A 25795-nucleotide genomic window follows, 5' to 3' on the forward strand; every position below is an offset into this window, starting at 1 on the left:
CCTTAGCTAGACCTCGACCTGCGTGCCGGGAGACGACGGCTCCCAGCAGTGATCACCTTTCCGGGTGGCGGCGGCCAGCGCTATGGCGCAACCACCGAACCCACCGTCCCTCAGTTGTAGGAAGTGCACAAAACTTTTTGGCACCCCCGGGGATCGTGCCCACCTGGGTCGGCCCGTCCCGCCGCTCCGGCAGTTGATCGAGACGGTGCGGGCGGTTCACATCCGCAGCCTCCCGTGTTCACCCCCGGGTGATCGGCTGACCAGGAAGATCATCGCCGGTCCGGTCAACCGCCGGCCCGGCTCGACCATCCCGGCCCAGGCCAGGAACGCACCAGGAAAGGAGCGGCAATGAGGTCACCACACCTCGTACGCCCACGTCTGGCGCTGCTGCTCGCGGCGGGGCTGACCACGCTCGTGACGCCGGCCGGCGTCGCCCACGCCGCGACCGCCACGGTACCCGCGACGGCCACCCCGATCACCATCACCTCGACCGAGCAGCTCGCCCCGGGCGTCACATACGGCTCGTTCCAGGTGACCACACCCCGAGGCGTCACAGTCGGTTACCTGCTCACCGCCGACCTGAAGAAGAACAAGGTCTCCCTGGACCTGCTGCACCCCGACGCGGTGGCGCAGCGCACTGTCGTCTCGGCGATGACGAACGAGCAGGGCGCCGTGGCCGGCGTCAACGGCGACTTCTTCAACAACAGTGAGACGCACGCGGGCGTGACCCCGACCTACTCGTCGTCCGGTCCGGAGATCGCCGACGGCGAGGAGTTGAAGTTCGCGGTGCCGACCGCCCAGCGTTTCGGCCCCGGCCTGGCCCCGGGCACCTCGACCCGGGACGTGTTCGGCGTCGGCGTGAACGGCAAGGCGCGCGTGGACACCCTGAGCTTGGACGGCGAGGTGCGCAGCGCGAAGGGCACCGTCGCGCTGGGCGGCCTGAACCAGTACGCGCTGCCGGTCGACGGCGTCGGCCTGTTCACCGCCGACTGGGGGACCGCCTCCCGGGTCCGGTCCACCTGCGGCACCGACACCAGCCGCAGCGACCCGTGCAGCACCCACACCTACGAGGTGACCGTACGCGACGGCGTGGTGACCGCGGTCGGCCCGACGCCCGGTGCGGGCGCGATCCCGGCCGACACCCAGGTGCTGGTCGGCCGGGAGGGCGGCGCGGACGCGCTCGACGACCTCGCCGTCGGCGACCGGGTGCAGGTGCGCGAGAAGCTCGTCTCCGTCGGCAAGCCGAAGCTGACCTTCGCGGTCGGTGGCGCGCCGATCCTGCGCGACGGCGCGCCGCTGGCCGGCCTGGACACCAAGACCGCCGCGGTACGCAGCGCGGCCGGTGTCAGCCCCGACGGTCGAACCGTGTACCTGGTCGCCCTGGCCGGCCGCGCCCCGGCCAGCGCCGGGTTCACGATCGCCGAACTGGCCGACCTGATGCGCTCACTCGGCGCGGACGCCGCAGTGAACCTGGACGGCGGTGGTTCGAGCACTGTCGCCGTCCGCGAGCCGGGCCAGGCCGCGGCCACCGCCCGCAACAGCCCATCCGACGGTACGGAGCGAATGGTCGCCAACGGCATCGGGATCTTCGTGGGCAGGCACTGATCGGTGCACCCGCTCGAATCCGCCCCGCCCGGTGCCGCCGGACGGGGCGGTTTCGCGTATCTGAGGCGGTCGGGCGCCCAGACTGTCGGCTCCGGGTCAGATAATGACGCCGGCCGAAAGGACCCTATGACCATTCTCGACACCCGGGCGCTCAACCGCGCGACGCTCGCCCGGCAGTTGCTGCTGGACCGCGCCGACCTGCCGGCGCTCGACGCCGTCGCCCACCTCGGTGGCCTCCAGGCCCAGGAGCCGCAGGAGCCCTTCATCGGGCTGTGGTCGCGGCTGCGCGCGTTCGACCCGACGGTGCTCTCGACCCTGCTGACCGAACGGCACGTGGTGCGTACCCACCTCATGCGCCGCACCGTCCACCTGCTCGTCGCCGACGACGCCGTGGCCTGGCGTCCGCGTCACGACGCCATGCTGCGCCAACGTGTGCTCGGGGTCTACCGGAGCGAGCTCGACGGGGTTGACCTCGACGACCTCGCCGCTGCCGCACGGGCCGTGGTGTCCGACGGTGAGCCCCGCTCGATGCCCGAGATCGGGCGGGCGCTCGGCGAGCGCTGGCCGACGGCGGGGGTGCAGGCGCTGGGCGAGATGGCGATCGCGCTGCTCCCGATGACACAGCTGCCGCCGCGCGGGGTGTGGCGGGCGAAGGGGGGCGTGCGCTACGCCCTGGTCTCCGCCTGGCTCGACCGGGAAATCGCCCCCCCGACCGCAGAAGGCGCCGACCAGGTCGGCCAGCTGCTCGTGCGCCGCTACCTGGCCGCGTTCGGCCCGGCGGCCACGGCCGACCTGCGGGCCTGGTGCGGCCTCGCCGGGCTGCCGGCCGTGGTGACCGCGATGCGGGACGAGTTGGTGACCTTCCGCGACGAACGTGGTCGGAAGCTGATCGACCTCCCCGACGCGCCGCGCCCCGACCCGGACACCCCCGCCCCGGTGCGGTTCCTGCCGGCGTTCGACAACGCGATCCTCGGCTACGACGACCGCACCCGGATCATCGACGACGCCCACCGTGGCCTGTCGGTGGCCGGCGAACGCGTGGTGCTCGTCGACGGCCGGGTCGCGGCGACCTGGAGCGTCGAGTCGGGCACGGTGACCGTCAACCCACTACGCGGCTTCTCCCGAGCGGACCGGGCCGCCGTCACCGAGCAGGGGCAGGCGCTGGCGGCCTTTCTCTCCGACGACGAGAGCGACCGGGTACGGGTCGGTTCGTCTCCCCGGTGACGGACCGGGACGGTCCGACCCCGGGGAGACGAAGAGATCAGTCGACGGTCGGTGGAGCCGTCCTCGCCGCCTCGGCGAGCGCCGCAGCCGCACCGGCGTACGGGTTGTAGCTGTAGGTGCGGGCCAGCCCGGTCGGCACTGTGAAGTACGCGGCCGACAGTTTCGCCGGGTCGCTGGCGATCTCGCCACGCGCGGGGGCGTCGTTGCCGTCGTCCCAGCCCCAGGGCGCGTTGGCGGAGTTGGTCGAACAGCTCCAGGTGCCGACGCCGCAGTCGCCGGACGTGTCACCGGCGAACGTGCCCAGGCTGGCGAACAGGCTCGCGTTGGACCGCTGCGCCCACAGGCCGCCAGCGGCGAAGATGTCGATCAGTTGGTACCGCACGTCGCGGTCGTTGCTGCTGCTGGGCGTCTCGGCGACGGTCGACGGGTAGTAGACCAGGCCGTCGCCGTTGATGTCGTACTGCGGGTGTGCCTTGAGGCCGTGGCCCTGTGCCTCCTGCGCCGTCACCGGGTGCTGGAACGTGTCGTGCGGTGACGCCTGGAACCGCAGGGTGCCGTCGATGCTCTCCCCGCCGTTGGTCCAGGTGCTGCCGGTCGGCGTGTAGGAGAAGAAGTCGCTGTGCGCGACAGTGACGGCCGAGCGGAGAACGCCGTACGTGGAGCCGTCCCGCTCGATCGCGAACAGCGCGCCCTCACCGTCGTTCTCGTGTTCGGTCTCGAAGAACGGGTGGTCGGTCCAGTCGCGAGGGTGGAAGAAGAAGTACGTGATGTACCAGTGGGTGCTCGTCTCCACGACGGAGTAGTACACGTGCGCGGCGAACGAGGCGCCTGCCTGGCCGGCCCGGTCCCAGTTGTTGCGTCCGTCCAGGTCGCCGTCGAAGTCGACCCGGGTGAGGTGGTCCGACTGGCCGCTCAGGGCGTGGCTGCCGGTGGCGTCCACGTCCTGGTAGTGGATGGGCGCCCAGCGGAGGGCCAGCTCGGCCCGGCTGACGGCGGCGTCGGCGGGGGCCGGTGCGGCCAGCGCGGCGGCCGTCAGCAGTGCCGCAGCGCCTGCCGCGATCAGTGCCCGCACTCCCCGGGGTCGCCGGGTCGTGCTGCTTGCGTCGAGCATGGTGTGCTCCCGTGTCCGAATGGATAGATGCCAATAGATCATTCGGGGTTCGGGCGCCCAGCGGGTGTCAGTGCGGCGACGAGGAAGCGGACGATGTTCGACGAGATCGGGATCAGGTTGTATCGATGTCCATCGCCTGCCATGCTGTGGTTCGGTGGTGCTCGGGGAGCCAGCGCGCACCAGATCTCCTCCGGTCCACGGGGCGCACGAGGTGACCATGTCACCCGTGCCGGGCAGCCCTCGTCGTCGACCGGAACCCGAGTGCGGCACCGGCTACCACCTCGGTCATCGGTGCCTGGTAACCACGGAGGTACCGATGCTTCGCATGTTCCTCGCCGTCACGGCCATGGCGCTGGCCACCTGGACCGGGACGACCACCACCGCCGAAGCGACAGCCACGCCGACGCCAACGCCGTCGGCGACACCGACGCCGGCCTGCCCACCGGCATTGCCGATCACTGCGAACATGACCGGAGCCACCACCACGAGCCTGACCATCTCGTACTTCATCTTCTTCCGCCCACCCTGCGGCTACGACCCGCCGATGACAGTCAGCCTCTTCACCAGCCGCGAGGACGCCCAGCAGTGGCGGGCCGCTGTCGCCGAGGGCGTCTCCGGGCCGGAGCGCAACGGCGCGGTGACCATCGACCGGCTGACTCCTGACACGGAGTACTGGTACCGGTTCACCGACGTCGACGGCCGACGGGACCCGTACGTGATCGCCTCGGCCCGCACCGCCTCACCGACCTCGTGCCGCGCGACGGCCACGATCGACACCCACTGGGGCGGCGGCTTCGTGGCGACGGTCACGGTCCGCAACACCGGGACGCTGCCGCTGGACCGGTGGCGCGTCTCCTGGCGGTGGTCCGGTGACGAGCGGATCCAGGCGGCCTGGGGTGGGGTGGCCGAGACGGCCGGCGCCGACGCCACAGTGCGCAACGCCTCCTACAACGGGACGCTGGCGCTGGACGGAGCGACGACGTTCGGTCTGCTCGTGTCGACCAGCGCGGTGCCCGACGGCCTGACCCTGACCTGCGCGCGGTGAACGACGTCCGCCCCGCTCTGCCGAGACGGCGTGAGCGGGGCGGACGTCGTGTCGGTCAGGGCTTGCGGGCCACCGCGCCGTAGGCGTCGATCCCGACGGTGTCGGGATCCTCCGCTCGCCACAGCGGGATCGGCACCAGGCCCGGCTCCACCATCGTCAGCCCGTCGAAGCAGCTCTCGAGCTCCTCCGGGCTGCGCAGGATGTACGGAACTCCGCCGCTCTGCGCCAGCCGCTCGGCGCCGGAAACCACCGCCGGGCTGGTGTTGGTGCCGTCCCAGAGCACCAGGTGTGAGCCGGACGGCACCGCGTCCATGGTGCGCCCGACGATCGAGCGCACCACGTCCAGGTCGGGCTCGTAGCCCATCACGCCCATGTACATCACGGCGATGGGCTGGTCGAAGTCGAGCGTCTGCGCCGCCTCGGCGAGGATCTTCTCCGGGTCGTGGTAATCGGCCGGGACGTAGGTGGTGACACCCTCCGACGTGGTGCTGGCCAGCAGCGCCCGCGCGTGCACCAGCACCATCGGGTCGTTGTCCACGTAGACGATCCGCGAGTCGGGCGCCACACCCTGGGCGACCGCGTGCGTGTTCTGCATGGTGGGCAGGCCGGTGCCGATGTCCAGGAACTGCCGGATGCCCGCCTCGGCCGCGAGGTAACGCACGGCCCGCACCAGGAACACGCGCGACTGCTGCGCCATGAGGACGATCTCCGGGTAGACCTCGGCGACAGCGTCGCCGGCCGCCCGGTCGGACTGGAAGTTGTCCTTGCCACCCATCCAGTAGTTCCAGATCCGTGCCGCGTGCGGCACGTCGGGCTGAAGCTTCGCGGCGAGTTCGGGGTCCGGGCCGGCCATGCCTGGCTCCTATCGAGGGGTCGTCAGCTGGAGGTAACCACAGCGGTACGAGCGGGATCGTACTCCCGCAATGTCCACTCTCGACCGGGGGTGGACCGCGCACGGAGAGTGGGGTGGCTGTCACCGGTGGACGTGTCCGGAGCAGGTCCGTACGGCGTCACCCGATGCCTTGGAACAAGCCTGTTCGAGCGATCGCCCCGAACCATCTGGCGCGGGACGGCACTACGCCTACGACCTGAGGAGGAGGAAAGGGGTGCACCGATGGTGGGCAGAGATGCCGCTCCGGTCACGTGAACCACCGCCCGTACCGGTGCATCAAACCCTGTGACAGACCCGCGAAGGAAGGATCACCCATGCGCGGTAACCTGCTCGTCGGTGCGATGCTCACCGTTGCGTTCGTCGCCGGCTGCACGTCAGCGGTGGAACGGGTCGGTGGTGACGCCGGGCCCGCCGGCTCTCCGTCCACCAGCGCGAGCCCGCCGAGCCCGTCGGCGTCGCGCGCTCCGGCGACCGGCAGCACCAGCCCGAGCGCTCCGGCCACCCGCAGCGCCACCCCGGGTGCCCCGGCCACCCGCACCTCCCGGCCGGCCGCGCCGGTGAGCGAGATCAGGCGGACCGACTGGCCCAATGCCACGATCCGCAACCTGGGCTTTTGCGGGGAGTCCGACTCCGTGGTGTTCCGGAACGGGTCGAACGGCCTCGACATCCCGTGCCGGATCCTGCCCAACGGCGCGCGGCCGGTCTACGCCGAGTTCATCACCGAGGAGCCGGCGAACGCGCCGTCGACCGAGGACGCGCTCGTCCTCGTCGAACTGGGCAACAGCGACGCCGCGCGACGGCAGGCCCTCGTGCCGGTTCAGCTCGCCGACGGCGGAGGACGGTACGCGTGGCCGGTCATCCTGGGCGACGATTCCAGCCCGTCCGGCGACCGGGTGATGACGTTCGTCTCGTACCGGGTGGTGGGCGAGGACGTGCAGGCCACCGTCCGCAAGCTCGACGGCGGCACCGAGACCCGTCGGTGGCGCAAGGCCGACGGAAGCGGAAACTGGAAGCGGTACTAGCGTTGCGCGACCATCGAAGCGTCCACCCGCAGCGTGCCGAGGATCTCGTCGGTGCGGTCGAGGCCGTCGGTCTGCTTGACCTGGACGTACACCCCGAAGGTGGTGGCGGCGGCGACCAGGGTGACCTCGCTGAAGGACGTCTGCGCGCCACCGCATCGCGCCCAGTGCCGGACGGTCCCACTGAAAGTGGCGACGGTGACCGCCCGAGCGGCGGCGGGTGTGCATCCACTGTGATCGGGCAGTGCCGGCTGCTCCGCTCCGCGCAGCGCACGGCTCACACCCACGAAGACTCCCGGTGTCGCGCTGTCGACATCGGACCACACTGTGAGGTCCGTCCCGACGAGCAGGCCGGGGCCACGCCCCTCGGCGAGGCCGATCACCGTCGGGTCCCAGCCACCGTCGCGCAGCTGCCGCGCCCAGCCGCCGGGAACGGCCACCGAGACAGCGCCGGTCGTGTCACCCACCCGGATCCAGCCGTGCGGCGCGGTGGCGGCGGTGGCGGATCCGGCCATGACCAGCGTCGCGGCCACGGCGCCGACGGCGGCCAGGAACCGGCGGAGCCGCCGCCGTGGCGGCGGGCGGGCCGTGAGCTGCCGGCCGGCGAGCAGACCCTCCAACGCGGAGGCGTACGCGGCCGCCGTGGGCCAGCGGCGGTCCGGATCGCGGTGCAGCGCCCGGCGGACGACCCGCTCGACGGCGGCGGGTGCGCGGGCTGCCGCCACCGGCTGCCCCGGCGGTACGCCGGTCAACATGTGCTGCGTCAGCGCGCCGATCGCATACACGTCGGCGCGCACGTCGATCCCTCTGCCGGGGACGAGTTGCTCGGGCGCCATGTAGGCGGGCGTGCCGGCGACCACTGTGAACCCGGACGCGTGCGCGAGTGTCTTGGCCAGCCCCAGGTCGGCGACCAACACCCGGTCACCGGCCGGGGTGGGGTCGAACAGCACGTTGGAGGGCTTGAGGTCGCGGTGCAGCACGCCGCTGTCGTGCAGGACGGCCACCGCCCTGGCGATGTCGGCGGCGATCCGCAACGCCGCGCGCACCGGTATCGGCCCGCCGGTCAGCCGGTCGGCGAGCGTGCCGCCAGCGGCGTACGTCATCACCAGGTACGGCCGGCCGTCGGGCAGCTCGCCGATGTCCAACACCCGGACCAGGTGATCGGAGTCGACCTGCCGCATGAAGCGGGCCTCCTGGCGGAAGCGTCCCCGGATGTCGGCCCGCTGCGACCAGTTGTCGGCGAGCACCTTCACCGCCACCGGCGAGCGCAGCTCGTCGTCGTACGCCAGCCACACGGTGGCGAACGCACCGGCGCCGACGGGGTGCGCGATGCGGTACCGGCCAACCTGTGGCGGGATGGACACGACCGTATTATCCGGCGACCGGGACTCCGGTGACGCCCACGAGCGGGGGAGCGCGGGTGGCGAAGGAATCTGACACCGAGGAACTGGCGAGGCGGGCTGCGGCAGGCGACAGCGCCGCACTCGATGCGCTGCTGGCCGCGATCGGTCCGCGGGTGCTGGAGCAGTGCGGGCGGTTCCTGCCCTGCCGGCAGGACGCGGAGGAGGCGGCACAGGACGCGTTGTTGCAGGTGGCCCGGCACATCCAACGGTTCGAGGGCCGGTCGCTGTTCTCCACCTGGTTGTACACAGTGGTCGCCAACTGCGCCCGCCAGACGTACCGGTCACTGCGGAGACGAGCGGCCGAGCGGCCCAGCGCGCTGCTGCCCGTCGAGGTGGCCGATCCCCGCACGACGAGCGTCATCGCCGGTTCCCGCCTCGACCTCCTGGACGCGCTGGACCGGTTGGAGGCGCACCGGCCGGAGCTGGCGACGGCCCTCGTGCTCCGCGACCTGTGTCAGCTCGACTATCAGGAGATCGCCGGGCAACTGGGCATCCCGATGGGCACGCTGAAGTCGCGGATCCATCATGCCCGCCGGTACGTCCGGGAGACGTTGCTCGGCAGCTGACCGAAGCGTACGCCGATCTGCGGTTTTGCCCCCCGATCGAGGGACATCGTTTGACATGGGCGCCGCACACATCTTTGATGGTCGATGTGCATGTTCGGCGTGGTCGGGCGCTTCGTCGTCTGGGCGGGCCGGTCGATGCCCTGATCCTGGAGGACGGATGCGAGTCGTCGCGCTGAGAAACCCACACCCACGACGGCGGCTGTTGCCGGCGGCGATGGTGGCGGTGACGCTGCTGAGCCTGGCCGTTGGTGTGCCGGCGGCCGCCGCAGCACCGTCGACAGTCGTGGGCATGGCCAGCGGTCGTTGCCTGGACGTGGTCGGCAACGTCAGGACCGCCGGTGCCGGCATCAACATCTACGACTGCAACGGCCAGGCCAACCAGGCGTGGACCTTCACCTCGAGTGGTGAGCTGCGGGTATACGACGACACGATGTGCCTCGACGTGGTCGGACAGGACACCACCGCCCCGGCCGCGCTGCAGATCAACGGCTGCACCGGCGGCGCCAACCAACGCTGGCGGATCACCACCTCCGGGACCATCGTCGGGGTCCAGTCCGGCCTGTGCCTGGACGTGTCCGGCGCGGGCACCGCCAACAGCACCACAGTCGGTCTCTGGACCTGCAACGGGCAGTCCAACCAGCGGTGGACGACGTCCCTCGGCAGTGCCGACAGCCAGCCGCCGACGGCGCCGGGCAACCCACGGGTGAGCGGTCTGACGTGCAACTCGGTGACGTTCGCGTGGAACGCCTCGACGGACAACGTCGCTGTGGCCTTCTACGACATCTACCACGACGGCCAGCTGATGACGTCGGTGAGCGGCACGACGCTCTCCACCAACCTGACGGTGGTGGCCGGGGCGACCTGGGGTCTGTACGTCAACGCCCGCGACGCCGCCGGCAACGTGTCACAGGCGAGTGCCACCGTCTCCATCACTCCGCCGCCCTGCCAGGCCGACAGCCAGCCGCCGACCGCGCCGCAACAGCTCACCGGCACCGCGTCGGGCACCACTGTGACGCTGCGCTGGACCGCGTCGACCGACAACATCGGGGTGCGGGCGTACGACATTCACCGGGCCGGCGCGAAGGTGGGCACTGTCACCGGTGCGCCGCCGGCGACCACGTTCACCGACAGCGGCCTGGCGGCGAACACCCCCTACCAGTACTACGTGGTGGCTCGGGACGCGCAGGACAACGCCTCGTCGCGCAGCGGCACCGCGACGGTGACCACCGGTGCGGCGTGCGCCAACCCGGTGTGCGGGGTGCGGCAGGTCACCACCGACACCGACATCCCGTGGGGTCTGGTGACGTTGCCCGACGGCAGCGTGCTCTACAACCGCCGCGACGCGCACGACATCATCCAGCTCAACCCGACAACCGGGGCCAAGACCAACCTGGGCACAGTGCCGAACGTGCAGAGCACTGACGGTGAGGGTGGCCTGCTGGGCCTGGCCATCTCGGCCAGCTACGCCAGCGACCGCTGGCTGTACATCATGCACACCTCGCCGAGCGACAACCGCATCGTCCGGATCAGGTTGGAGAACGGGCGACTCAACACCGCCAGCGAACAGGTCCTTCTCAGCGGCATCCGGCGGAACAAGTACCACGACGGTGGTCGCCTGCGTTTCGGCCCGGACGGGAAGCTGTATGCCAGCACCGGAGACGCCCAGAACGGCAACTACGCCCAGGACCGGTCCAGCCTCGAGGGCAAGATCCTGCGACTCAACCCGGACGGAACAGTCCCCTCGGACAACCCGTTCGGCAACTACGTGTGGAGCTACGGCCACCGCAACCCGCAGGGGCTGGCGTTCGACTCGCAGGGCCGGCTGTGGGAGCAGGAGTTCGGCAACTCGGTGATGGACGAGACCAACCTGATCACCAAGGGCGGAAACTACGGCTGGCCGGCGTGCGAGGGCACCAGTGGCAGCTGCGGCACGGCCGGGTTCATCGCGCCGGCCCGCACCTATCCGACCGCCGAGGGGTCCTGCTCCGGCATCACGATCGTGCGCGACGCGCTCTACGTTGCCTGCGCCCGAGGCGCTCGGATGTACCGCGCGGTGATCAGCGGCAGCAGCCTGACGAACGTGCAGACGTACTTCAGTGGTACCTACGGTCGGTTGCGGACCGTGGAGCCGGCTCCCGACGGGGGGCTGTGGCTGACCACCACGAATGTCGGCGACAAGGACAGCACCCCGAACAACAGCAACGAGAGGATCCTGCACGTCACGCTCGGCAACTAGTTCCGACGCCCCGCAGGGCCGCCTCCGGGCGGTCCTGCGGGGCGTGGGGTGCCCCCGAACCCGGCCGGGCGGCACGCCCTCACCCGCTGGTCAAAAGCACGAGTTGCTGGGTTGCCCGGGTCATCGCGACGTAGCGGTCGACCGCCCCTGAGACGCCGGTGCCGAAGGCTTCCGGGTCGACGAGGACGACCAGGTCGAACTCCAGGCCCTTGGCCTGCTCGGGGCTGAGCGACCGGACCCGGGCCGTGGGCGGGAACGTCGGGTCACCGATGACGCACGCGATTCCGTCGGCGTGCGCGGCGAGCCACGTGTCGAGGATCGACAGCAGGTCGGCGACCGATCCGTGCACGACGGGGAGCCCGTTGCCGCGGATGGAGGTCGGCACGTTCGCGTCCGGGAGCACGGCCCGGATGACCGGCTCGGCCTCCGCCATGACCTCTGCCGGCGTCCGGTAGTTGATGCTCAGCGAGGCGACCGTGACCCGGTCCAGCCCGACCCGCTTGAGGCGTTCCTGCCAGGACTCGGTGAACCCGTGCCGGGCCTGGGCGCGGTCGCCCACGATGGTGAAGCTGCGCGACGGGCAGCGCGCCAACAGCATCTGCCACTGCGCGTCGGTCAGCTCCTGCGCCTCGTCCACGACGATGTGCGCGAACGGGCCGGCCAGCAGGTCCGGATCGGCGTCCGGCAGCCCGGCCTCGTCGGCCAGGACGTCGCGCAGGTCGGGTTGGCGCAACATCCCCAGCAGGCCCTCGCCGTCGTCGTAGGTGTCGGCCGCGAGCAGTTCGTCGACGACCCTGGCCATGTGCTCGCGCTCCACGGCGGCGGCCGGGTCGCGCCGACGGGTGCGCCCCGACCTCTCCGCGTCGCCGAGCCGCTGCCGTGCCGCGTCGAGCAGCGGCAGGTCGGACACGGTCCAGGCCTGGGGCTCGTCGCGTTGCAGCTTGCGGACCTCCGCCGGGCTGAGCCACGGCGCGCACCTGCGCAGGTACGCGGGCACCGACCACAGGTCACCCACGAGATCGGCCGCGTCGAGCAACGGCCAGGCGCGGTTGACCGCAGCCCGTAGCTCCCGGTTACGCAGCAGGGAGTCGCGGAGCACGTCCTCCGGCTCGTCGCCGTCGTACCGGTCGACGAGGACGGTGAGCAACTCCTCCCAGATCTCCTCGCGCGCCTCGTTGTGCGGGGTGCCCGGGCCTGGCGCCTGGAACGCGTCGGCCCAGTCGTCGGCGCTCAGCCGGACGTCGGAGTCGCCGACCGTGATCGTCATCGGGGCGGTCGGCGGGTCCTCGTAGAACCGCACTGCGGCGTCGACGGCCCGGATCAGCTCGGCCGAGGACTTCAGCCGGGCCACCTCCGGGTCCGTGTCGGCGGTTGCCGTGGCCCCCTCGGGGACGAGGTCGCGCAGGGTGCAGGTCTGCACGTCCTCCTCTCCGAGGCTGGGCAGGACATCGGCGACGTAGGCCAGGTAGGGCTGGTGCGGTCCCACGAAGAGCACCCCACCCCGGCGCTGACCGAGGCGCGGGTCGGAGTAGAGCAGGTACGCGGTGCGGTGCAGGGCGACGACTGTCTTACCGGTGCCCGGACCGCCGTCGACCACGAGGGCGCCGGCCGAGCCCGCCCGGATGATGGCGTCCTGGTCGGCCTGGATCGTGCTGAGCACGTCGCGCATTCGGGCCGACCGGGCGCTGCCCAGGCTGGCGATGAACGCGGACTGGTCGTCGAGCGCGACGGCGTGCCCCACGAACCCGTCCGCTGTGAACACCTCGTCCCAGTAGTCGCTGATCCGGCTGCGGGTCCAGCGGTACCGGCGGCGGCTCGCCAGGCCCATCGGGTTGGCGTGGGTCGCGCCGAAGAACGGCTCGGCGGCGGGTGAGCGCCAGTCGAGCAGCAGCCGCCGACCCGTGCTGTCGGTGAGGCCCCGACGTCCGACGTACACGGGCTCGGGGTGGTCCGCCTCGACCACGTGGCCCAGGCACAGGTCCAGCCCGTAGCGGCTCAGCGAGCGCAGGCGGGCGGTCAACCGGCGGACCTCCTCGTCCCGGTCGACGGCTTGGCGGCCCTTGCCGCCGGGCGCCCGGCGCGCGGCGTCCAGGCGGTCGGACAGCTCGGCGTTCAGCTGCGCGAGGCTCTGCGCCATGGCCGCGAAGTGCCGCTCGTCCTGGGCGATGAGCGCCGGGTCGCCCTTGAGGGCGAGGTGGTCGGGAAGTTCGAACACGGAGGTAGGCAAGGAATCCAATTCATGACTTCCATTTCGGCAGAATCTGGCCTCGGCCGACGATTCTGCGTCATAAATGGGGTCTTGCCGCAAGCCCCCCAGTGCGGTATAAGTTAGAGGTGGCGGGAGGCCGGGTGTCTCCCGTTTTCCGTGTTCAGGGCACGTCAACGACCTCGCGGCCGAGGGGCCAGAACGCGGCCGGCACGAGCTTGAAGTTGGCGATGCCGAACGGAATCCCGATGATCGTGACGCAGAGGGCGATGCCCGCGAGGATGTGGGAGAGCGCCAGCCACCACCCGGCCAGCACCACCCAGAGGATGTTCGCCAGGCCGGAGCCGACGCCCGCGCCCGGCTTGGGCACCAGGGTGCGGCCGAAGGGCCACAGCGAGTAGACCGCGAGGCGCAGCGACGCGACGCCGAACGGGATGGTGATGACCAGGACGAAGCAGATCAGCGCGGCGATGCCGTAGCCGACCGCCAGCACGAGGCCACCGCCGAAGATGAGCCACAGCACATTCAGTACGAAACGAATCACCACTCCAGCATGAAACACCCTCGCCACCGATCGCTGTAAGGTACGCGAAAACCCTTCCGCGGTGTGCTCCGGAGTGCGGGTAGCCCGGTCCCGGAAGCTCAGGAGGATCGCGTGTCGTCCGACGACGTTTGGCTACTCGACACCCCGATCGCGCACCGCGGGCTGACCGGCCACAATCGACCCGCCAACTCGCTCGCGGCGTTCGAGGCAGCCGCTGACGCCGGCTACGCCTGCGAGCTGGACGTGCAGCTCACCCGCTCCGGCGAGCTCGTCGTCGTGCACGACTACGACCTCACGGCGCTCACCGGTGCGGCGATCGCCACCGCGGAGCTGACCCCGGCCGATCGGCAGCGGCTCCGGTTGCAGGGCACCGACCAGTGGTTGCCCACGCTGTCGGAGGTACTGGACCGGGTCGCCGGACGGGTGCCCCTGCTGATCGAGTTGAAACGGCCGACGCTCGCCCTCAACTTCGATCTCGTCGACGAGGTGCTGCGGCAGACCGCCGACTACCCGGGGCGGTACGCGGTCGAATCCTTCGACCCGTTACTCGTGGCGGCGTTGCGGGTGGCGGTGCGGAAACTACCGCCGCACCGCCGAGTGCCGGTGGGGCGCATCTGCGGGCTGCTGCGCACCGCCGGGCCACTGACCCGGATGGTGGGTCGCAGTATGGTCAGCAACCTGGTCACTCGACCCGATTTTCTGGCCTACGAGGTCGACGCATTTCCGTCCACTGTGACGGCGTGGTGGCGTCGCCACGGGGTTCCGGTGATTGCCTGGCCGGTCGCCTCACCGGAGCGGGAGATGTTCGCCCGTCAATACTCCGACAACATCGTGTTCTCGGGCTATAGACCGTCGCATGGGCAGCATCTAGCATCGTGACGTGTCTGTTGACCAAGGACAGAGCGGGATGCTCGCCGTGTCGCAGAAAAGCCCTCCCGGTGATCCGTTGCAGGTCTACCGCGCCTTGGCGGAAGACAGCGTCAACAAGCTCAGAGACCATTACGACTGGCGGGCCAAATGGCACCGTCGACTGTTTCGTTCCACCGGCATACTGGTCATCGTCGTCAGTGCGTCGCTGCCACTGCTCGCCGGCTTCAGCTACCCGGGCAAGAATCTCGTAATCGCGGTCTCGGGCGTGGTCATCGCCACCGCCACCGCACTACGCACCTTTTATCAGTGGGATCAGATGTGGGCGCTGCTGCGGCGTACCCATTTCGGTCTCATCGAGGCGAGCAACCAGTGGCGACTCGCTTTCGGTCGCGCCGAGGCGACAGCTGATCCGGCCGAGCGGGAGCAGCGCGCCTACGCGGCGACGGAGGCGCTGCTGGCGAAGATCGAGGGCATCCGGAGTGCCGAGACGGAGAAGTTCTTCAGCTCGCTGGCGTTTCCGGAGGAATCCGCGCTGACTGGCAAGCCATTCCGTCCCTGACCGGCGGTTGACGGGTCTCGGGGTTGGTCGGTGGAAGACCTGAGACGGAATCCAGGGCTAGCCGAGGGAAGCTCCCGGAGGTCGGCAGGCTCCGGCGGCCACATGCTGGCTGGCATGAAACGCGCTGCGCTCTACGTGATCGCCGGACCGGTCGGCATCGTGGCCTACGGCCTGGTCCGGTTGTGGGCAAGATCCGACGGGGTGTACGGCCCCGGGTTCGACTGGCAGGCCGCGCACCTGGTCGCTCTCGCCGGCATGGTGTGCTTCGTCCCGGGTGTGCTCGCGCTGTCCCGCCTGCTGCCCCGCAGTCCGTGGCGCACCGGGGTGCTGGCCGGCACGTTTGTCGGCCTCGCCGCGACGATGGTGCAGTTCGGCGCGGACATCGTGGAGGGGCTGCTGGCCGAGGACCGGGCGGAGATGTCGAGGCTCAGCGCGGACTTCAAGGACCTCCCTGGCGTGGAGGTGGCCTTCTACGACGTCGTACCCCAGCTCTTCTTTGTCGGCCTGTTCGTTCTCACGGGCATGCTCGCCGCCCGACGGCGGCTGCCGTGGTGGAGTGTGCCGCTGCTCCTCGTCGGCACCGTCCTCCCGGCGATCACCCTCGACCTGCTCCCCATCGGCGGCCTGTGCATGGGGCTGGCGTTGGCGCCAGCGCTGCCGTTGGTGCGAGAGCGGGGCGAGCGGGCCGCATCGCCCGCTGCCGTCCACTGAGGACTCTGGGTGGCGCGGTCCGAGGGCCGCGCCACCCGGAGAGCCACTACTTCAGCGCGAGGGTGCGGGCGTCGGCGGCGATGACGCTGGCGACCTCGGCCGGCACCAGCTTGCCGGCCTGCCGGTCGGCGTAGGTGGCCAGCTCGGCGTACTGGGCGTGGGCCAGCTTGGTGGTCATCGCGGTGACGGCGGCCGGGTCTGCGCTCGAGGTGAGGATCAGATAGCCGAGGCCAGCCTGGCTCACCGTCACGGTGAAGGTGCTGGTCGCGGTGGCGGTGCCCTCGGGCCCGGTCACCTCGGTGGAGATGGTGTGCCGGCCGGCGGTCAGCTTGGCCAGGTCGAGCTTGCGCCCGGCGGCCGACTTCCTACCGTCCAGCGTGACGGTGACGGCGTCCGCGTTGGTCGCGGCGACCGCGATCACCGGGGACTGCGCCCGGTCCAGCCGGGACCCGTTGGCCGGTGAGGTGATCTGCACGGTCGGGTCGCCCGAGGCCCGCTGGACGAACGCCGAGTTCCACCCGACCAGCTCGGCCGCGCGGTTGGTGATGATCGCGTCGGTGCCGATCCGCTCCAGCCGCTGCCACAGGCCGGCGGAGTCCATCGTCCAGGCCATCACGGCGACCCCGGCGGCGTGTAGCGGGGCGACGACCTCCGGCTTGGCCAGCAGCGCGTTGCCGTCCGGGTTGTACGCGGTCAGGTGCAGCTCCTTCGCGAGCGCCACCGGGTCGGCGTCGAGGGTGCTGCGCAGCAGGCCGAGCGGCAGCTCGGGGGCGATCTCGTGGGTGTACTTCAGGGCGTCGACCTCGAAGCTCTGAATGAAGACGCGGCCCATCATCTGCTCGTCTCGGATCACCTGGATGATGGTGGCCACCTCGTCGCGGGTGTGCTTGCCCTTGATTTCCACGAGCAGGTTGCCGCCCCGGGTCCGCAGGTCGGCGAGCTGCTCGGCAAGGGTGGGCACCCGCTCGCCGACGTACTGCGGGCCGAACCAGGAGCCGGCGTCGAGTGCCTTGATCTGCGCGGCGGTCAGGTCCCGGATGTTGCCGGTGCCGTCGGTGGTCCGGTCGACGGTGCCGTCGTGCAGGATGAACGGGATGCCGTCCTTGCTCGGCTGGACGTCGTTCTCGATCCAGTCGGCGCCGCCCCTACGGGCGATCTCCTGGGCGACGAGGGTGTTCTCCGGTGCGGCGGCGGACGCGCCGCGGTGGGCGATCACTGTGAACGGGCTGCCCTCGGGGCGGAGGTAGCCGTTCGGCGCCAGCTCGGTGACGGTGACGTCGTCGTACGACACGGTCGCCCCGTTGACGAAGAGCCCCTGGACTCCATCGGCGGAGCGCTGGAGGCTGCTGGTCCGCATCGCCTCCCGCCCGTCGAAGATCCAACGGGCCTGATTGCCGTGCACCTCGACGGCGACGCGGACGTCCCGGCCGGTGCCGGCGGCGGACGGGGCGGAGGCGGTGTTCGTCACGACCCAGGCGTTGGCAGTGGTCCGCTGGGCGAATTCGAGCCCGTTGGCGGCGGTGGTGCCGCTGCGCATGGTGGCGATCCACCAGGGGGTCGCGCCGCTGGCGGGGACGTCGATGCCGAGTGACGCCCAGCGGGTGGCGGCCGAGACCGACTCGAAGCGCATTGTCGCCTCGAGGCGGAAGTCGTTGAGGTGCCGACCAAAAGTGATCTTGTTGTTCTCGCTGGAGCTGGCGGAGGTTCCGTACAGTCGGCCGTTCTCGACCTTCCAGGCGCCGTCGACCGCGTGCCAACCGGCGGGCAGCGACCCGGCCGAGAAGTTCTCCGAGACGACGACGCTGCCCGGCTCGGCGGTGGCTGGCGACGAGGTCGCGACGGCGACCGCGGCGGCAGCGCCGGTGACGGCGAGGGCGGCGGCGACGGCGGCGGCCCGGGTGCGCAGGGCGCCGAGGCGCGATCCGGCGCGGCGAAGCGTCGGTGATGCGGGTAGGACAGTCATGGCCGGAACGGTACGAAGCAGGCCCGAACTGATGATCAATCAAGCATGGCGGTCGCCGGAACGTCGGGTGTACGCGCTCGATCGCTGTGTACCCGGTTGGTCAGTTCGACAGGCCCGAGCAGGCGACTCCGTCGATGGTGCACGCCTTCGGGGCGGAACCGGTCAACGATCCATTGACCCGGAACGTCACCCGGACCGAGGCGTTGACGGGCACCTGGCCGGTGTTCGGGTCCGGCACGAACGTCCACACCGCGCCGTCCCGGCTGGCCTGTGCACCCTCGACCCCGCTGACCCCCAGCGACTCCCGCGGCAGTGTGACGACAAGCGTCCACCCTGGCGCCGGGACCGAGCCAGGATTGCTGATCGTCACTGTCGCACCGTAGCTGAGCAGGGCGTTGTCAGTGATGGCGAAGTCGGCGCCCAGGGCCGCCGGGGTGGGCTCGGCGGTCGCACCGGTCGGCGTGGGTCGGGTCGACGAGGCGACGGCCGGCGGGACCGCGGAGGCGGAGGCGGATGGGGGAGCGGTCACCGCCGGGCTGGTGAGCGCCGGTCGCGCCTGCGCGCGGGGGGTAGCGGACGGCGACGCGCCCACCTGCTCCACGGACGGTGGCGGGTCGAGGGTCACCGGCGTCAGCTTCTCCGGCGTACGCAGCACCCCGACGACGGACACGACCGTCGCGACCAGCACCCCGAGCGCCGCGACGACGGCCACCCAGGTGGCCCGCGAGACGTCCTCCCGACCGGTGAGCACCCGCCGTGCGGCCGCGACGATGGCCACGACCCGATCCAGCAGGATGATCGCCACGGTACGGCGTGGCTGGGGTGGTGTTGCCGGCACTGCCTGTCTCTCCTTCAGTTCGTCGCCGGGTGCGCGCCCGCGATCCGTCCGGGTCGCGGGTGGCACCTGACCGGTCACAGCGCGCGAAGCCCGACGAGTATCGCCTCGAGCAGATCCTCGGTCGGCAGCTCCGACAGCATCGGCGGTTCGTGCGTCTCGATCAGCCCGGCCGCCAGCAGGTCGCCGAGCAGCACCCGGACGGTCCCCAGCGGAAGGTCCAACTCGGCACCGACCTCGGCCACCGACACTGGATGGTGACACAGCTCGACGATCCGCGCCTGTTCAGGGAAGAGCGGTGTGGGGGGCGTGACCCCCCGCCGGGCGACGACCAGCGAGATCAGGTCGAACTGGCCGCGTGCGGGCGCCGTGCGCCCCCCGGTCATCGTGTAGGGCCGGGCGACCGGGCCCGCGTCGTCGTCGTACCACGCCTCGTCAGTGGCGCCGCTGGTGTGCACCAGTGTCCCCGATCGTCACCGAGGAGGCCGGGCCCAGCGTGATCGGCAGGTGCTGCTCGGCCTGCCCCACGAAGAGCGCCACCTCGTACGCCATGTCACCGACCTCGACGTCGTCACCGGCGATCCGCACGGTGAGGATGGTCCCGTTCGGGATGGTGGCGATGAACAGGAACGCCCGCGACATCTGCACCACGACCTGGCGCAGCCGCCCCGCGTCGCAGGTCCGGGTGGCGGCCAGCCCCAACGCGATCAGGCCGGCGACCACACCGGAGATCTGCTCGGCCAGCTTTTCCCCCACCCGGCGCGAGCCGCCGAGGGGCAGCCCGTCCGGTGAGAGCACCACGGCGAACTCCGCGCCGTGCACCCGGTCGACCAGGTTGTTCAGGGCGTCGGTCAAGCCGTCCTCGGTGACCACTGCAGACGTCATTGATGTCTCCTTGCTGTTCTCGCGACTGGCAACTCGACAGTGTCGAGGCTGGTCCTGCCGTGGTCCGGGCCGGTCGGGCCGGGGTGGCGGACCCGCGTCGGCAGCGCGCCGTCGCCGTTCGGGTCGGGTAGGTCGGTGCCGGTGCGGGCCGGTGGGTACGGGGTGTCGGGTGGTGCGTTGGCCGGTGTGCGGCCGGTGTCGGTGACGGTGACCAGCCGGGAGGGGAGGAGCACGACGGCGGCCGTTCCACCGCGCCGGCTGGGGCGCAGCGAGATTTGGGCGCCGCAGTGGCCGGCCAGTACGGCGGCGGCGTACCAGCCGGCGAGGCCCGCGGGCGGGCCGTCCGGTGGCGGGTTGCCGAGGAGGTGGTTCGCCTCGGCCAGCGTGGCGGCGTCCAGGCCGGGCCCGTCATCGACGACGAGGACGGCGCACCCCTGCTGTCGCTGTTCACCGCTGACCCGCACTGTGGTGTCCGCCCCGGAGAAGGCCAGGGCGTTCTCGATCAGCTCCGCCAGCAGGTGGATGACGTCCGTGACGGCCGGCCCCGCGAGCGACCACGGCCAGTGCGGTGCGATCAGAACCCGGTGGTAGTCAGGCACCTCGGCGACAGCGCCACGGGCCACGTCGAGCAGCGGCACCGGGCGTCGCCAGCGGCGGGCGGGTGTCGCGCCGGCCAGCGTGATCAGTTTCTCCACGTTGCGGCGGATCCGGGTGGTGAGGTGGTCGAGTTGGAACAGCTCCCCGGTCTCCTCGGTGGACCGCTCCCGACGTTGCATCCCGTCCAGCAGGCTGAGTTGGTCGCGCAGCAGGACCTGGTTGCGTCGGGTCAACCCCAGGAACAGCTCCCGCTCGGCGTCACCCCCCGGTGCCGCCGGTTCCTGGGCTGGGGCCGGCGCGTCCGGCACCGGGGCCGGAAGGTCGGCGTCGGTCCTGGTCAGCTCGTCGGTCAGTCGGCGGACAGTGCCCGCCCAGCTCAACAGCAGCACGAGCACGACGATGAGGCCGAGCCCCACCACCGCCCCGGTTTGCGCGATGAGCACGGCGGCACCGGGTGTGGCCCGCTCGACGCTGCTGCGGGCGGTGGTCGTCACCAGCGTCTGCAGCGCGCCGAGGGCGGCGTCCGCCGCGGCCCGCCAGCCCTGGACGGTGAGGCCGGCCAGGGCATTTGTGGTGCCCGCCTGGAGCAACAGCCGGTCCTCCAGGGCGAGCAGGGCCGCGAACTCGGGGCCGGCGGCGAGGCGCTGGTGCGCGCCCTGGCCGTCGGGTGGAAGCCCGGCCACGGCCTCGGTGCGCGCGTACCGCTGGATGTTGACCAGCGCGGCCAGCCGGCGCCACTCGTCGACGCCGAGCCGCGCACCGGTCAGGGCCGCGCTGACCACTGTGTCCTCCCGGGCGAGCACCTCCCGGGCGCGGGCCAGCGCGATCACCGCGCGGGTGTCGGCGGCCAACCCGCTCTCGTACGCGCCCCACTCCGGGCCGTACACCCGGAAGGCCACGTCGATGACCTCGTCGTACCCGGCGATCGTCGCGCCCTGGTCGAGCCGCCCGGTGTCCACCCGGGATCGGGTCGTGCCCAGGCCGTCGAGTCGTCGGACCAGCTCGCCGGCCCGATCACGGACGGTGCCGGCGCTGAGCAGCCGAAGGTCGCGGCCCTTGGTGAACTCGCGGATCTCGGCGGCGGCCCGGTCGGTGCCTTCGCGGGCCCCGACCAGTGCGGGTGTCGGCTGCCCCGCCCCGGCGAGCGTCTCGGCGGTGATCCGGCGTTCCGTCTGCAGGCTCAGGATCAGACGGTCGATGGGTTGGCCCAGCGTGTCCGCCAGCGCCCGGACGCGCAGCAGGTCGACGGCGTCCTGGCTGGACACGTACGCCGCGTACGACCAGAGGGTGATCAGCACGGCGGCCAGCACGGCCAGCCTGGTCCGGATCAGCCGAACATCGTTACGGGTCATCGGCCGGCCCGCTGCGGCCACGGTTGCCCGGCCGTGTCACTGGCCCGGTCGGCGACGAGGGTGCGCAGCAGCGCCAGCAGCTCGGTGCGGTTGGCGCAGTTGAGCCGGTTGCGCATCCGGGCCACGTGGTGTTCGACGGTCTTGGCCGAAATGAAGAGCCGGTCGCCGATCTCCCGGTAGGTCAGGCCGGCCAGCACCAGCTCGGCGACCTCGTACTCGCGGTCGCTGAGCCCGTGCTGGGTGGGACCGGCGACCCGTGCCGTGCTCGCGCCGGTCGTCGGTGGCTGCCCGCCGGACCCGCCGGACGGCCGTCCCTGCAACGCTCGGGCGCACTCCAGCAGGCTCGTCATCGCCCGCCGGTCCGCGGTGCGGATGGCGGCCTGCCCGGCCAGGCGGGCACCGTCCCAGCACAACCCGGTGTCGTGCAGCCCCCGGGCGGCGGCCTCCACCCGGATCGGATCGACGACCCCGCGGAGCACCTCCACCCAGCTCTCCGCTGCGGCGGCGACCACTGCCGCGTACCGGCTGTGGTCAGCGGCGGCGAGCAACGCCGTGACGTGTTCGTCGGCGACCGTCGGCTCGCTGGTCAGGATGGCGGCGTGCAGCCCGCTCCAGTGCAACGGCACACTCCACAGTGGTGGGCTGCCGAGGCGGTCGAGCAGTGAACGTCCCTGGTGCAGGTACGGCTCCAGCCGGGCCAGGTCACCCAGCCGCGCGCCCGCGATGGCCAGCTCACCCAGCGGCAGCACTGTGAACAGGTCGACGGGGTGCCGCACCACGGCCTCCAGCGCCTGCCCCCAACCTCGCTTCAGCGCCCCGAGGTCACTGTTGCGCCGGCCGATGCCCATCCGGATCGCGGCGGCGAAGAGCTGGTCGCGTGACTCCAGTGGCCGCCCGTCGAGCGTCACAGTGGCGAGGCGCTCCCCGGCGGCGTGGATCTCGCCACGGACCATCAGGATCCAGGCCTGCAGCAGCCGGTGGCGGCGGGCCATCAGTGGGCCGCCGACACCGGCGCCCAGGGCGCGGTGCAGCACCCGCTCGGCGATCTCCAGCTCACCGCAGTGCACCGCCGTCAACGCGGCGAGGGCCGCCGGGCTGTCCGGCAGCAGCGCGGCTCGTCCGTCCGGCTCCAACAGCGCGGCGGCCTGCACGAGCGCGGACAGCGCGGCGGTCGGCGGGCCGGTGACGCTCTCCCGTACACCGTTGGCCATCAGCCGGGCGGCGCTGGCGTGCAGGGTGGGCGGTTCACCCGCCGGGTCGCCCGCCGGTGACTCGGTGGTGGCGGCCAGGTCTCCGGTGGCGAGCCCGCCGACGATGGCGAACGCCGCCGCCGAGGCGGTGCCCGACCACCGGAACAGCTCGACGCTGCGACCGACGTGACCACGGTGGGCCAGGGCGGTGGCGGCGACCACGGCCGCCTCGAAGCGGTCCGGGGGAGCGGCGGTGGCCAGCAGCCGGTCCGCCAGCCGGAGCGCGTCGTCGAGGTCACCGGCGAGCGCGGCGGCGAGCGCCTGCCGCGCGTTGGGCGGCTGCCCGGCCGCCGTGGCCGCCGCGAACAGTTCGGCGGCGAACGCCGGTTCGTCGGCCAGCGCCTCGTCCGCCGCGGCGGCCAGGGTCGCGGCCGGGCAGTCGCCGAGCGCGCCGACCGCCAGCAGGGAGCGGACCAGCGGTAGCACCGCGCCACCCCGGGCGAGCTGCAACTCGGTGAGCCGACGCCAGACCGCCGTCCGCTCGGTGGTGGGGCTGAGCGTCGCGACGGCCCGCCGGACGATCGGCGCGAGCCGGCCGTCGGCGCCGAGCAGCCCGGCCGCCCTGGTCGTGGCGATCAGTTCGTCCACCCCGGCCGGGTCCCGACCCAGCAGCGCGCCGAGCATGCTCACCGGCAGCGCACCGCCGGCCGCGACGGCGAGCAGCAGTCGTCGTACCGCGGTGGGCTGGACGTCCAGGTCCAGCCCGAATTCGAGGATGACGGACCGGGGTGGCTCGACCATCGCGCCGGTCCGGGCCTCCGCGCCGGCCAGGGCGCGGGCCAGCCGTTCCACATCCCGGGGTACGCCGGCGGTCTGCGTGTGGACGAAGTCGACCAGGTCGGCGGGGCGGCCCAGCTCGGGTGTGGCGGCGAGATAGGCGGCGGTCTGCTCCCGGGTGAACGGGGTGAGCAGCACGGCCTGTCCGTCGCGTCGCAGCGCGTCGACAAGCTCGCTGAACGCCGCTGACCGGGGCCACGGGCGGTGGGCGACCACCAACCGGTGTCGACGGCCGGCGACCAGACGCACCAGCGCGCCGATCCGCGCGTCGTCGAGCAGGTGCGCGTCGTCGACCAGCACCACAGTGTCGGGGTCGACCGGCTCATCCGGCTCCGGGGCGCCCGTGCGTACGGCGATCCCGGCGCGCTGGTGAACGCGCTCCAACTCGGCGAGGAGTGCGGTCTTTCCGTGACCGGCCGGGCCGGCGATGCCGACGGTCAGTGGACCGGTCGGATCCTGCGCGACCGAATCCAGCAGCGCCTGCAACCCCTTGTCCACTGTCAACCCTGGTACCGCCAGGTCATTCATGATCATTGGGCTCATCGAATCGGTCCCGAGAAACCCCCGGCGTTAGCCGCCGGCAGGCAACGGATGCTGTCAAGCGTTGCGCTGGTTCTCGACATTGCGCTTGATGACCTCCAACGTTGCACCGCCAACTGAGGCGACGAAGTATCTGTTGGTCCACCGGTTCGGTAACCGGGGACTTGAGATGCCAAGCGCTTCATGCGGCAGCCGCGACGACCGCTCCTTGATGCGCTTAACGAGGCGGTGGATGCCGCATTGCGGATCGCAGGCGACCAGCAGGTGTACGTGGTCGGACATCGTTTCGATTGCCTCGATGGGGGCATCTCGATCGGCGTACACCTCGCGGATGATTTGCGCGAGCCGGTGGTCAACTCAACCGGTGAGCACGGTCCTACGGAACTTGTGGCACCACACGACGCGGCAGTTGCATAGTGGTGGATGTGGTGGAGACAGTGCGATACACCTACCGGCTGCGCCCCGGCGCGACCGCAGCGGCCGCACTGCTTGCCGAGTGGGGTCGCTGTCGGTGGCTGTGGAACGAAGCCGTGCATCAGCAGAAGATCGGCGCAAAGCCCACCTTTTGCAAGCTGTCGAAACTGCTCACCGAAGCGCGCAGCAGGAACACGTGGCTGCGCGAGGGCTCCCAGGTCGTCCAGCAGCAGACGCTGCGCACCTACGCTTCGGCCTTGCAGGCTTCGTTCAAGATCAAGGGCCGAGGTCGGCCAACGATCAAGAAGCTCAAGAAGACCCTCCCCAGCCTCGAATACACGCTGCGCGGATTTACCATCCGTGATCGCCGCCTGCGGCTGGCGGGTGGCGTCGAGATCCCAGTGGTGTGGTCCCGCGAACTTGCGTCCGACCCGACCAGCGTGCGCATTTACCAGGACAGCCTCGGCCACTGGTACACCTCGTTCGTCGTCCGCCGCGAGGCGTTCGCCGCACCCGAGGCGTCCGGGGCGATCGGCGTTGACTGGGGTGTGAGGACCACCGCCACCACCACCGATGCCCGATTCGATTTGCCGCACCTCGGGCATCGCAAGCGGTGCGCCACCGAGTTGGCCAGGGCACAGCGGAAGATGGCCCGCCGACGCCGCCCAAAGGGTCAGGCGCAGTCGAACGGCTACCGCAGAGCGAAGCATGCTGCGGCGAGGCTGCACAAGAAGGCAGCCCGGCAGAACAGCCACGATTCCCGCCAGTGGGCGAAATCCATCGTTGACAACCATCAGGTAATTGCCGTCGAGGACTTCAAGCCGAAGTTCCTTGCCAAGTCCGCGATGGCGCGCAGGGTCGCCGATGCGGCGATTGGTGCAGCGAAGCGAGAGCTGATCGAACGTGGCATGCGGGCGGGTCGGAGGGTGGTGTTGGTGCCGCCCGCCTACACGACCATGACGTGCTCTGAGTGCGCGGTGAGAGCCAAGCAGCGTATCGGGTTGAGCGTCAGAGTTTTCGAGTGTGCGGCCTGCGGGTTCACCGCCTGTCGCGACCTCAACGCCGCGAGGACGATCCTCGCCACGGTAGAGCGCGACCGTGCCGGTGGTGACGACGTGAGACATGTGATCACCTCCCTTCGGGGAGTGGGGTTGAATGCGGTCTGAGCCGGAAATCTCCGGATTCATCCAT

General features: G+C 71.2%; 21 protein-coding genes and 1 pseudogene. 10 read left to right on the top strand and 12 right to left on the bottom strand.

Annotated elements, in window-relative coordinates; genetic code table 11:
* The first annotated feature begins 348 nt into the window (after positions 1–348).
* Together OH804_RS07980 and OH804_RS07985 are read left to right on the top strand one after the other, a co-directional pair.
* On the top strand, positions 349–1605 hold the full coding sequence (locus OH804_RS07980) for a phosphodiester glycosidase family protein (protein ID WP_196923728.1): 1257 nt from the start codon (positions 349–351) through the stop codon (positions 1603–1605).
* Between the two features lie 126 nt (positions 1606–1731).
* A complete protein-coding gene (locus OH804_RS07985; protein ID WP_196923727.1) occupies positions 1732–2829 on the top strand; it encodes a winged helix DNA-binding domain-containing protein in 1098 nt (365 codons plus the stop codon).
* A 37-nt stretch (positions 2830–2866) separates the two neighbouring features.
* Here the strand turns inward: OH804_RS07985 and OH804_RS07990 are convergent, their stop codons facing one another.
* Positions 2867–3940, bottom strand: a complete 1074-nt coding sequence (locus OH804_RS07990) for a hypothetical protein (protein WP_406063936.1) — start codon at positions 3938–3940, stop codon at positions 2867–2869.
* Positions 3941–4256: 316 nt separating this feature from the next.
* On the opposite strand from OH804_RS07990, the gene OH804_RS07995 reads away from it, so the two are divergent.
* Positions 4257–4985 (top strand): cellulose binding domain-containing protein, encoded by a 729-nt coding sequence (locus OH804_RS07995; protein ID WP_406063938.1) that lies wholly within the window; start codon positions 4257–4259, stop codon positions 4983–4985.
* 55 nt (positions 4986–5040) lie between these two features.
* On the opposite strand, the gene OH804_RS08000 is transcribed toward OH804_RS07995, so the two are convergent.
* Positions 5041–5838, bottom strand: a complete 798-nt coding sequence (locus OH804_RS08000) for an SAM-dependent methyltransferase (RefSeq protein WP_196923724.1) — start codon at positions 5836–5838, stop codon at positions 5041–5043.
* 353 nt (positions 5839–6191) lie between these two features.
* On the opposite strand from OH804_RS08000, the gene OH804_RS08005 reads away from it, so the two are divergent.
* Complete coding sequence (locus tag OH804_RS08005) at positions 6192–6899, top strand: hypothetical protein (protein ID WP_196923723.1); 708 nt, start codon at positions 6192–6194, stop codon at positions 6897–6899.
* Here the strand turns inward: OH804_RS08005 and OH804_RS08010 are convergent.
* Positions 6896–8260 (bottom strand): serine/threonine-protein kinase, encoded by a 1365-nt coding sequence (locus OH804_RS08010; protein WP_406063941.1) that lies wholly within the window; start codon positions 8258–8260, stop codon positions 6896–6898. The genes OH804_RS08005 and OH804_RS08010 overlap by 4 nt on opposite strands.
* A 56-nt stretch (positions 8261–8316) precedes the next feature.
* Between OH804_RS08010 and OH804_RS08015 the strand changes: the two genes are divergently transcribed.
* Positions 8317–8865, top strand: coding sequence for an RNA polymerase sigma factor (locus OH804_RS08015; protein ID WP_196923721.1), 549 nt, complete (start codon positions 8317–8319; stop codon positions 8863–8865).
* A 157-nt stretch (positions 8866–9022) separates the two neighbouring features.
* A complete protein-coding gene (locus OH804_RS08020; protein WP_406063943.1) occupies positions 9023–11101 on the top strand; it encodes a PQQ-dependent sugar dehydrogenase in 2079 nt (692 codons plus the stop codon).
* A gap of 79 nt (positions 11102–11180) precedes the next feature.
* On the opposite strand, the gene helR is transcribed toward OH804_RS08020, so the two are convergent.
* Together helR and OH804_RS08030 are read right to left on the bottom strand one after the other, a co-directional pair.
* The gene (helR, locus tag OH804_RS08025) at positions 11181–13316 is read right to left on the bottom strand and encodes an RNA polymerase recycling motor ATPase HelR (protein WP_406063945.1); all 2136 of its coding nucleotides are present in this window, start codon (positions 13314–13316) and stop codon (positions 11181–11183) included.
* Positions 13317–13470: 154 nt separating this feature from the next.
* Positions 13471–13851 (bottom strand): YccF domain-containing protein, encoded by a 381-nt coding sequence (locus OH804_RS08030; protein WP_406063947.1) that lies wholly within the window; start codon positions 13849–13851, stop codon positions 13471–13473.
* A gap of 111 nt (positions 13852–13962) precedes the next feature.
* Here OH804_RS08030 and OH804_RS08035 point away from each other — a divergent pair, with 111 nt between their 5' ends.
* The 3 genes from OH804_RS08035 to OH804_RS08045 all read left to right on the top strand — a co-directional run bounded on the left by OH804_RS08035 (position 13963) and on the right by OH804_RS08045 (position 15991).
* Positions 13963–14730 (top strand): glycerophosphodiester phosphodiesterase family protein, encoded by a 768-nt coding sequence (locus OH804_RS08035; RefSeq protein ID WP_406063949.1) that lies wholly within the window; start codon positions 13963–13965, stop codon positions 14728–14730.
* Position 14731: 1 nt separating this feature from the next.
* A complete protein-coding gene (locus OH804_RS08040) occupies positions 14732–15280 on the top strand; it encodes an SLATT domain-containing protein (RefSeq protein ID WP_406063951.1) in 549 nt (182 codons plus the stop codon).
* Between the two features lie 114 nt (positions 15281–15394).
* Positions 15395–15991 carry a hypothetical protein gene (locus OH804_RS08045; RefSeq protein WP_406063953.1) on the top strand — a complete coding sequence of 199 codons (597 nt, stop codon included), beginning with the start codon at positions 15395–15397 and terminating at the stop codon, positions 15989–15991.
* Between the two features lie 46 nt (positions 15992–16037).
* Here the strand turns inward: OH804_RS08045 and OH804_RS08050 are convergent, their stop codons facing one another.
* The 7 genes and pseudogenes from OH804_RS08050 to tnpA form a co-directional block, all read right to left on the bottom strand.
* On the bottom strand, positions 16038–17954 hold the full coding sequence (locus OH804_RS08050) for a glycerophosphodiester phosphodiesterase (RefSeq protein ID WP_406063955.1): 1917 nt from the start codon (positions 17952–17954) through the stop codon (positions 16038–16040).
* Positions 17955–18054: 100 nt separating this feature from the next.
* Positions 18055–18792 (bottom strand): cellulose binding domain-containing protein, encoded by a 738-nt coding sequence (locus OH804_RS08055; RefSeq protein WP_406063957.1) that lies wholly within the window; start codon positions 18790–18792, stop codon positions 18055–18057.
* A gap of 74 nt (positions 18793–18866) precedes the next feature.
* Complete coding sequence (locus OH804_RS08060; protein WP_196923712.1) at positions 18867–19247, bottom strand: DUF742 domain-containing protein; 381 nt, start codon at positions 19245–19247, stop codon at positions 18867–18869.
* A complete protein-coding gene (locus tag OH804_RS08065) occupies positions 19225–19674 on the bottom strand; it encodes a roadblock/LC7 domain-containing protein (protein ID WP_196923711.1) in 450 nt (149 codons plus the stop codon). The genes OH804_RS08060 and OH804_RS08065 overlap by 23 nt, the downstream gene beginning before the upstream one ends.
* Positions 19671–21623, bottom strand: a complete 1953-nt coding sequence (locus tag OH804_RS08070) for a nitrate- and nitrite sensing domain-containing protein (protein WP_406063960.1) — start codon at positions 21621–21623, stop codon at positions 19671–19673. Before OH804_RS08070 ends, OH804_RS08065 begins: the two co-directional genes overlap by 4 nt.
* The gene (locus tag OH804_RS08075) at positions 21620–24184 is read right to left on the bottom strand and encodes a LuxR C-terminal-related transcriptional regulator (RefSeq protein WP_406063962.1); all 2565 of its coding nucleotides are present in this window, start codon (positions 24182–24184) and stop codon (positions 21620–21622) included. The genes OH804_RS08070 and OH804_RS08075 overlap by 4 nt, the downstream gene beginning before the upstream one ends.
* A gap of 63 nt (positions 24185–24247) precedes the next feature.
* Positions 24248–24634 (bottom strand): annotated as a pseudogene (tnpA, locus tag OH804_RS08080) (IS200/IS605 family transposase).
* Here tnpA and OH804_RS08085 point away from each other — a divergent pair.
* A complete protein-coding gene (locus OH804_RS08085) occupies positions 24628–25770 on the top strand; it encodes an RNA-guided endonuclease InsQ/TnpB family protein (RefSeq protein WP_406063964.1) in 1143 nt (380 codons plus the stop codon). The pseudogene tnpA and the gene OH804_RS08085 sit on opposite strands and share 7 nt — an antisense overlap.
* The last annotated feature ends 25 nt before the right edge of the window (positions 25771–25795 follow it).

The sequence above is a fragment of the Micromonospora sp. NBC_00860 genome (assembly GCF_045207375.1).
Lineage (GTDB): Bacteria > Actinomycetota > Actinomycetes > Mycobacteriales > Micromonosporaceae > Micromonospora > Micromonospora vinacea.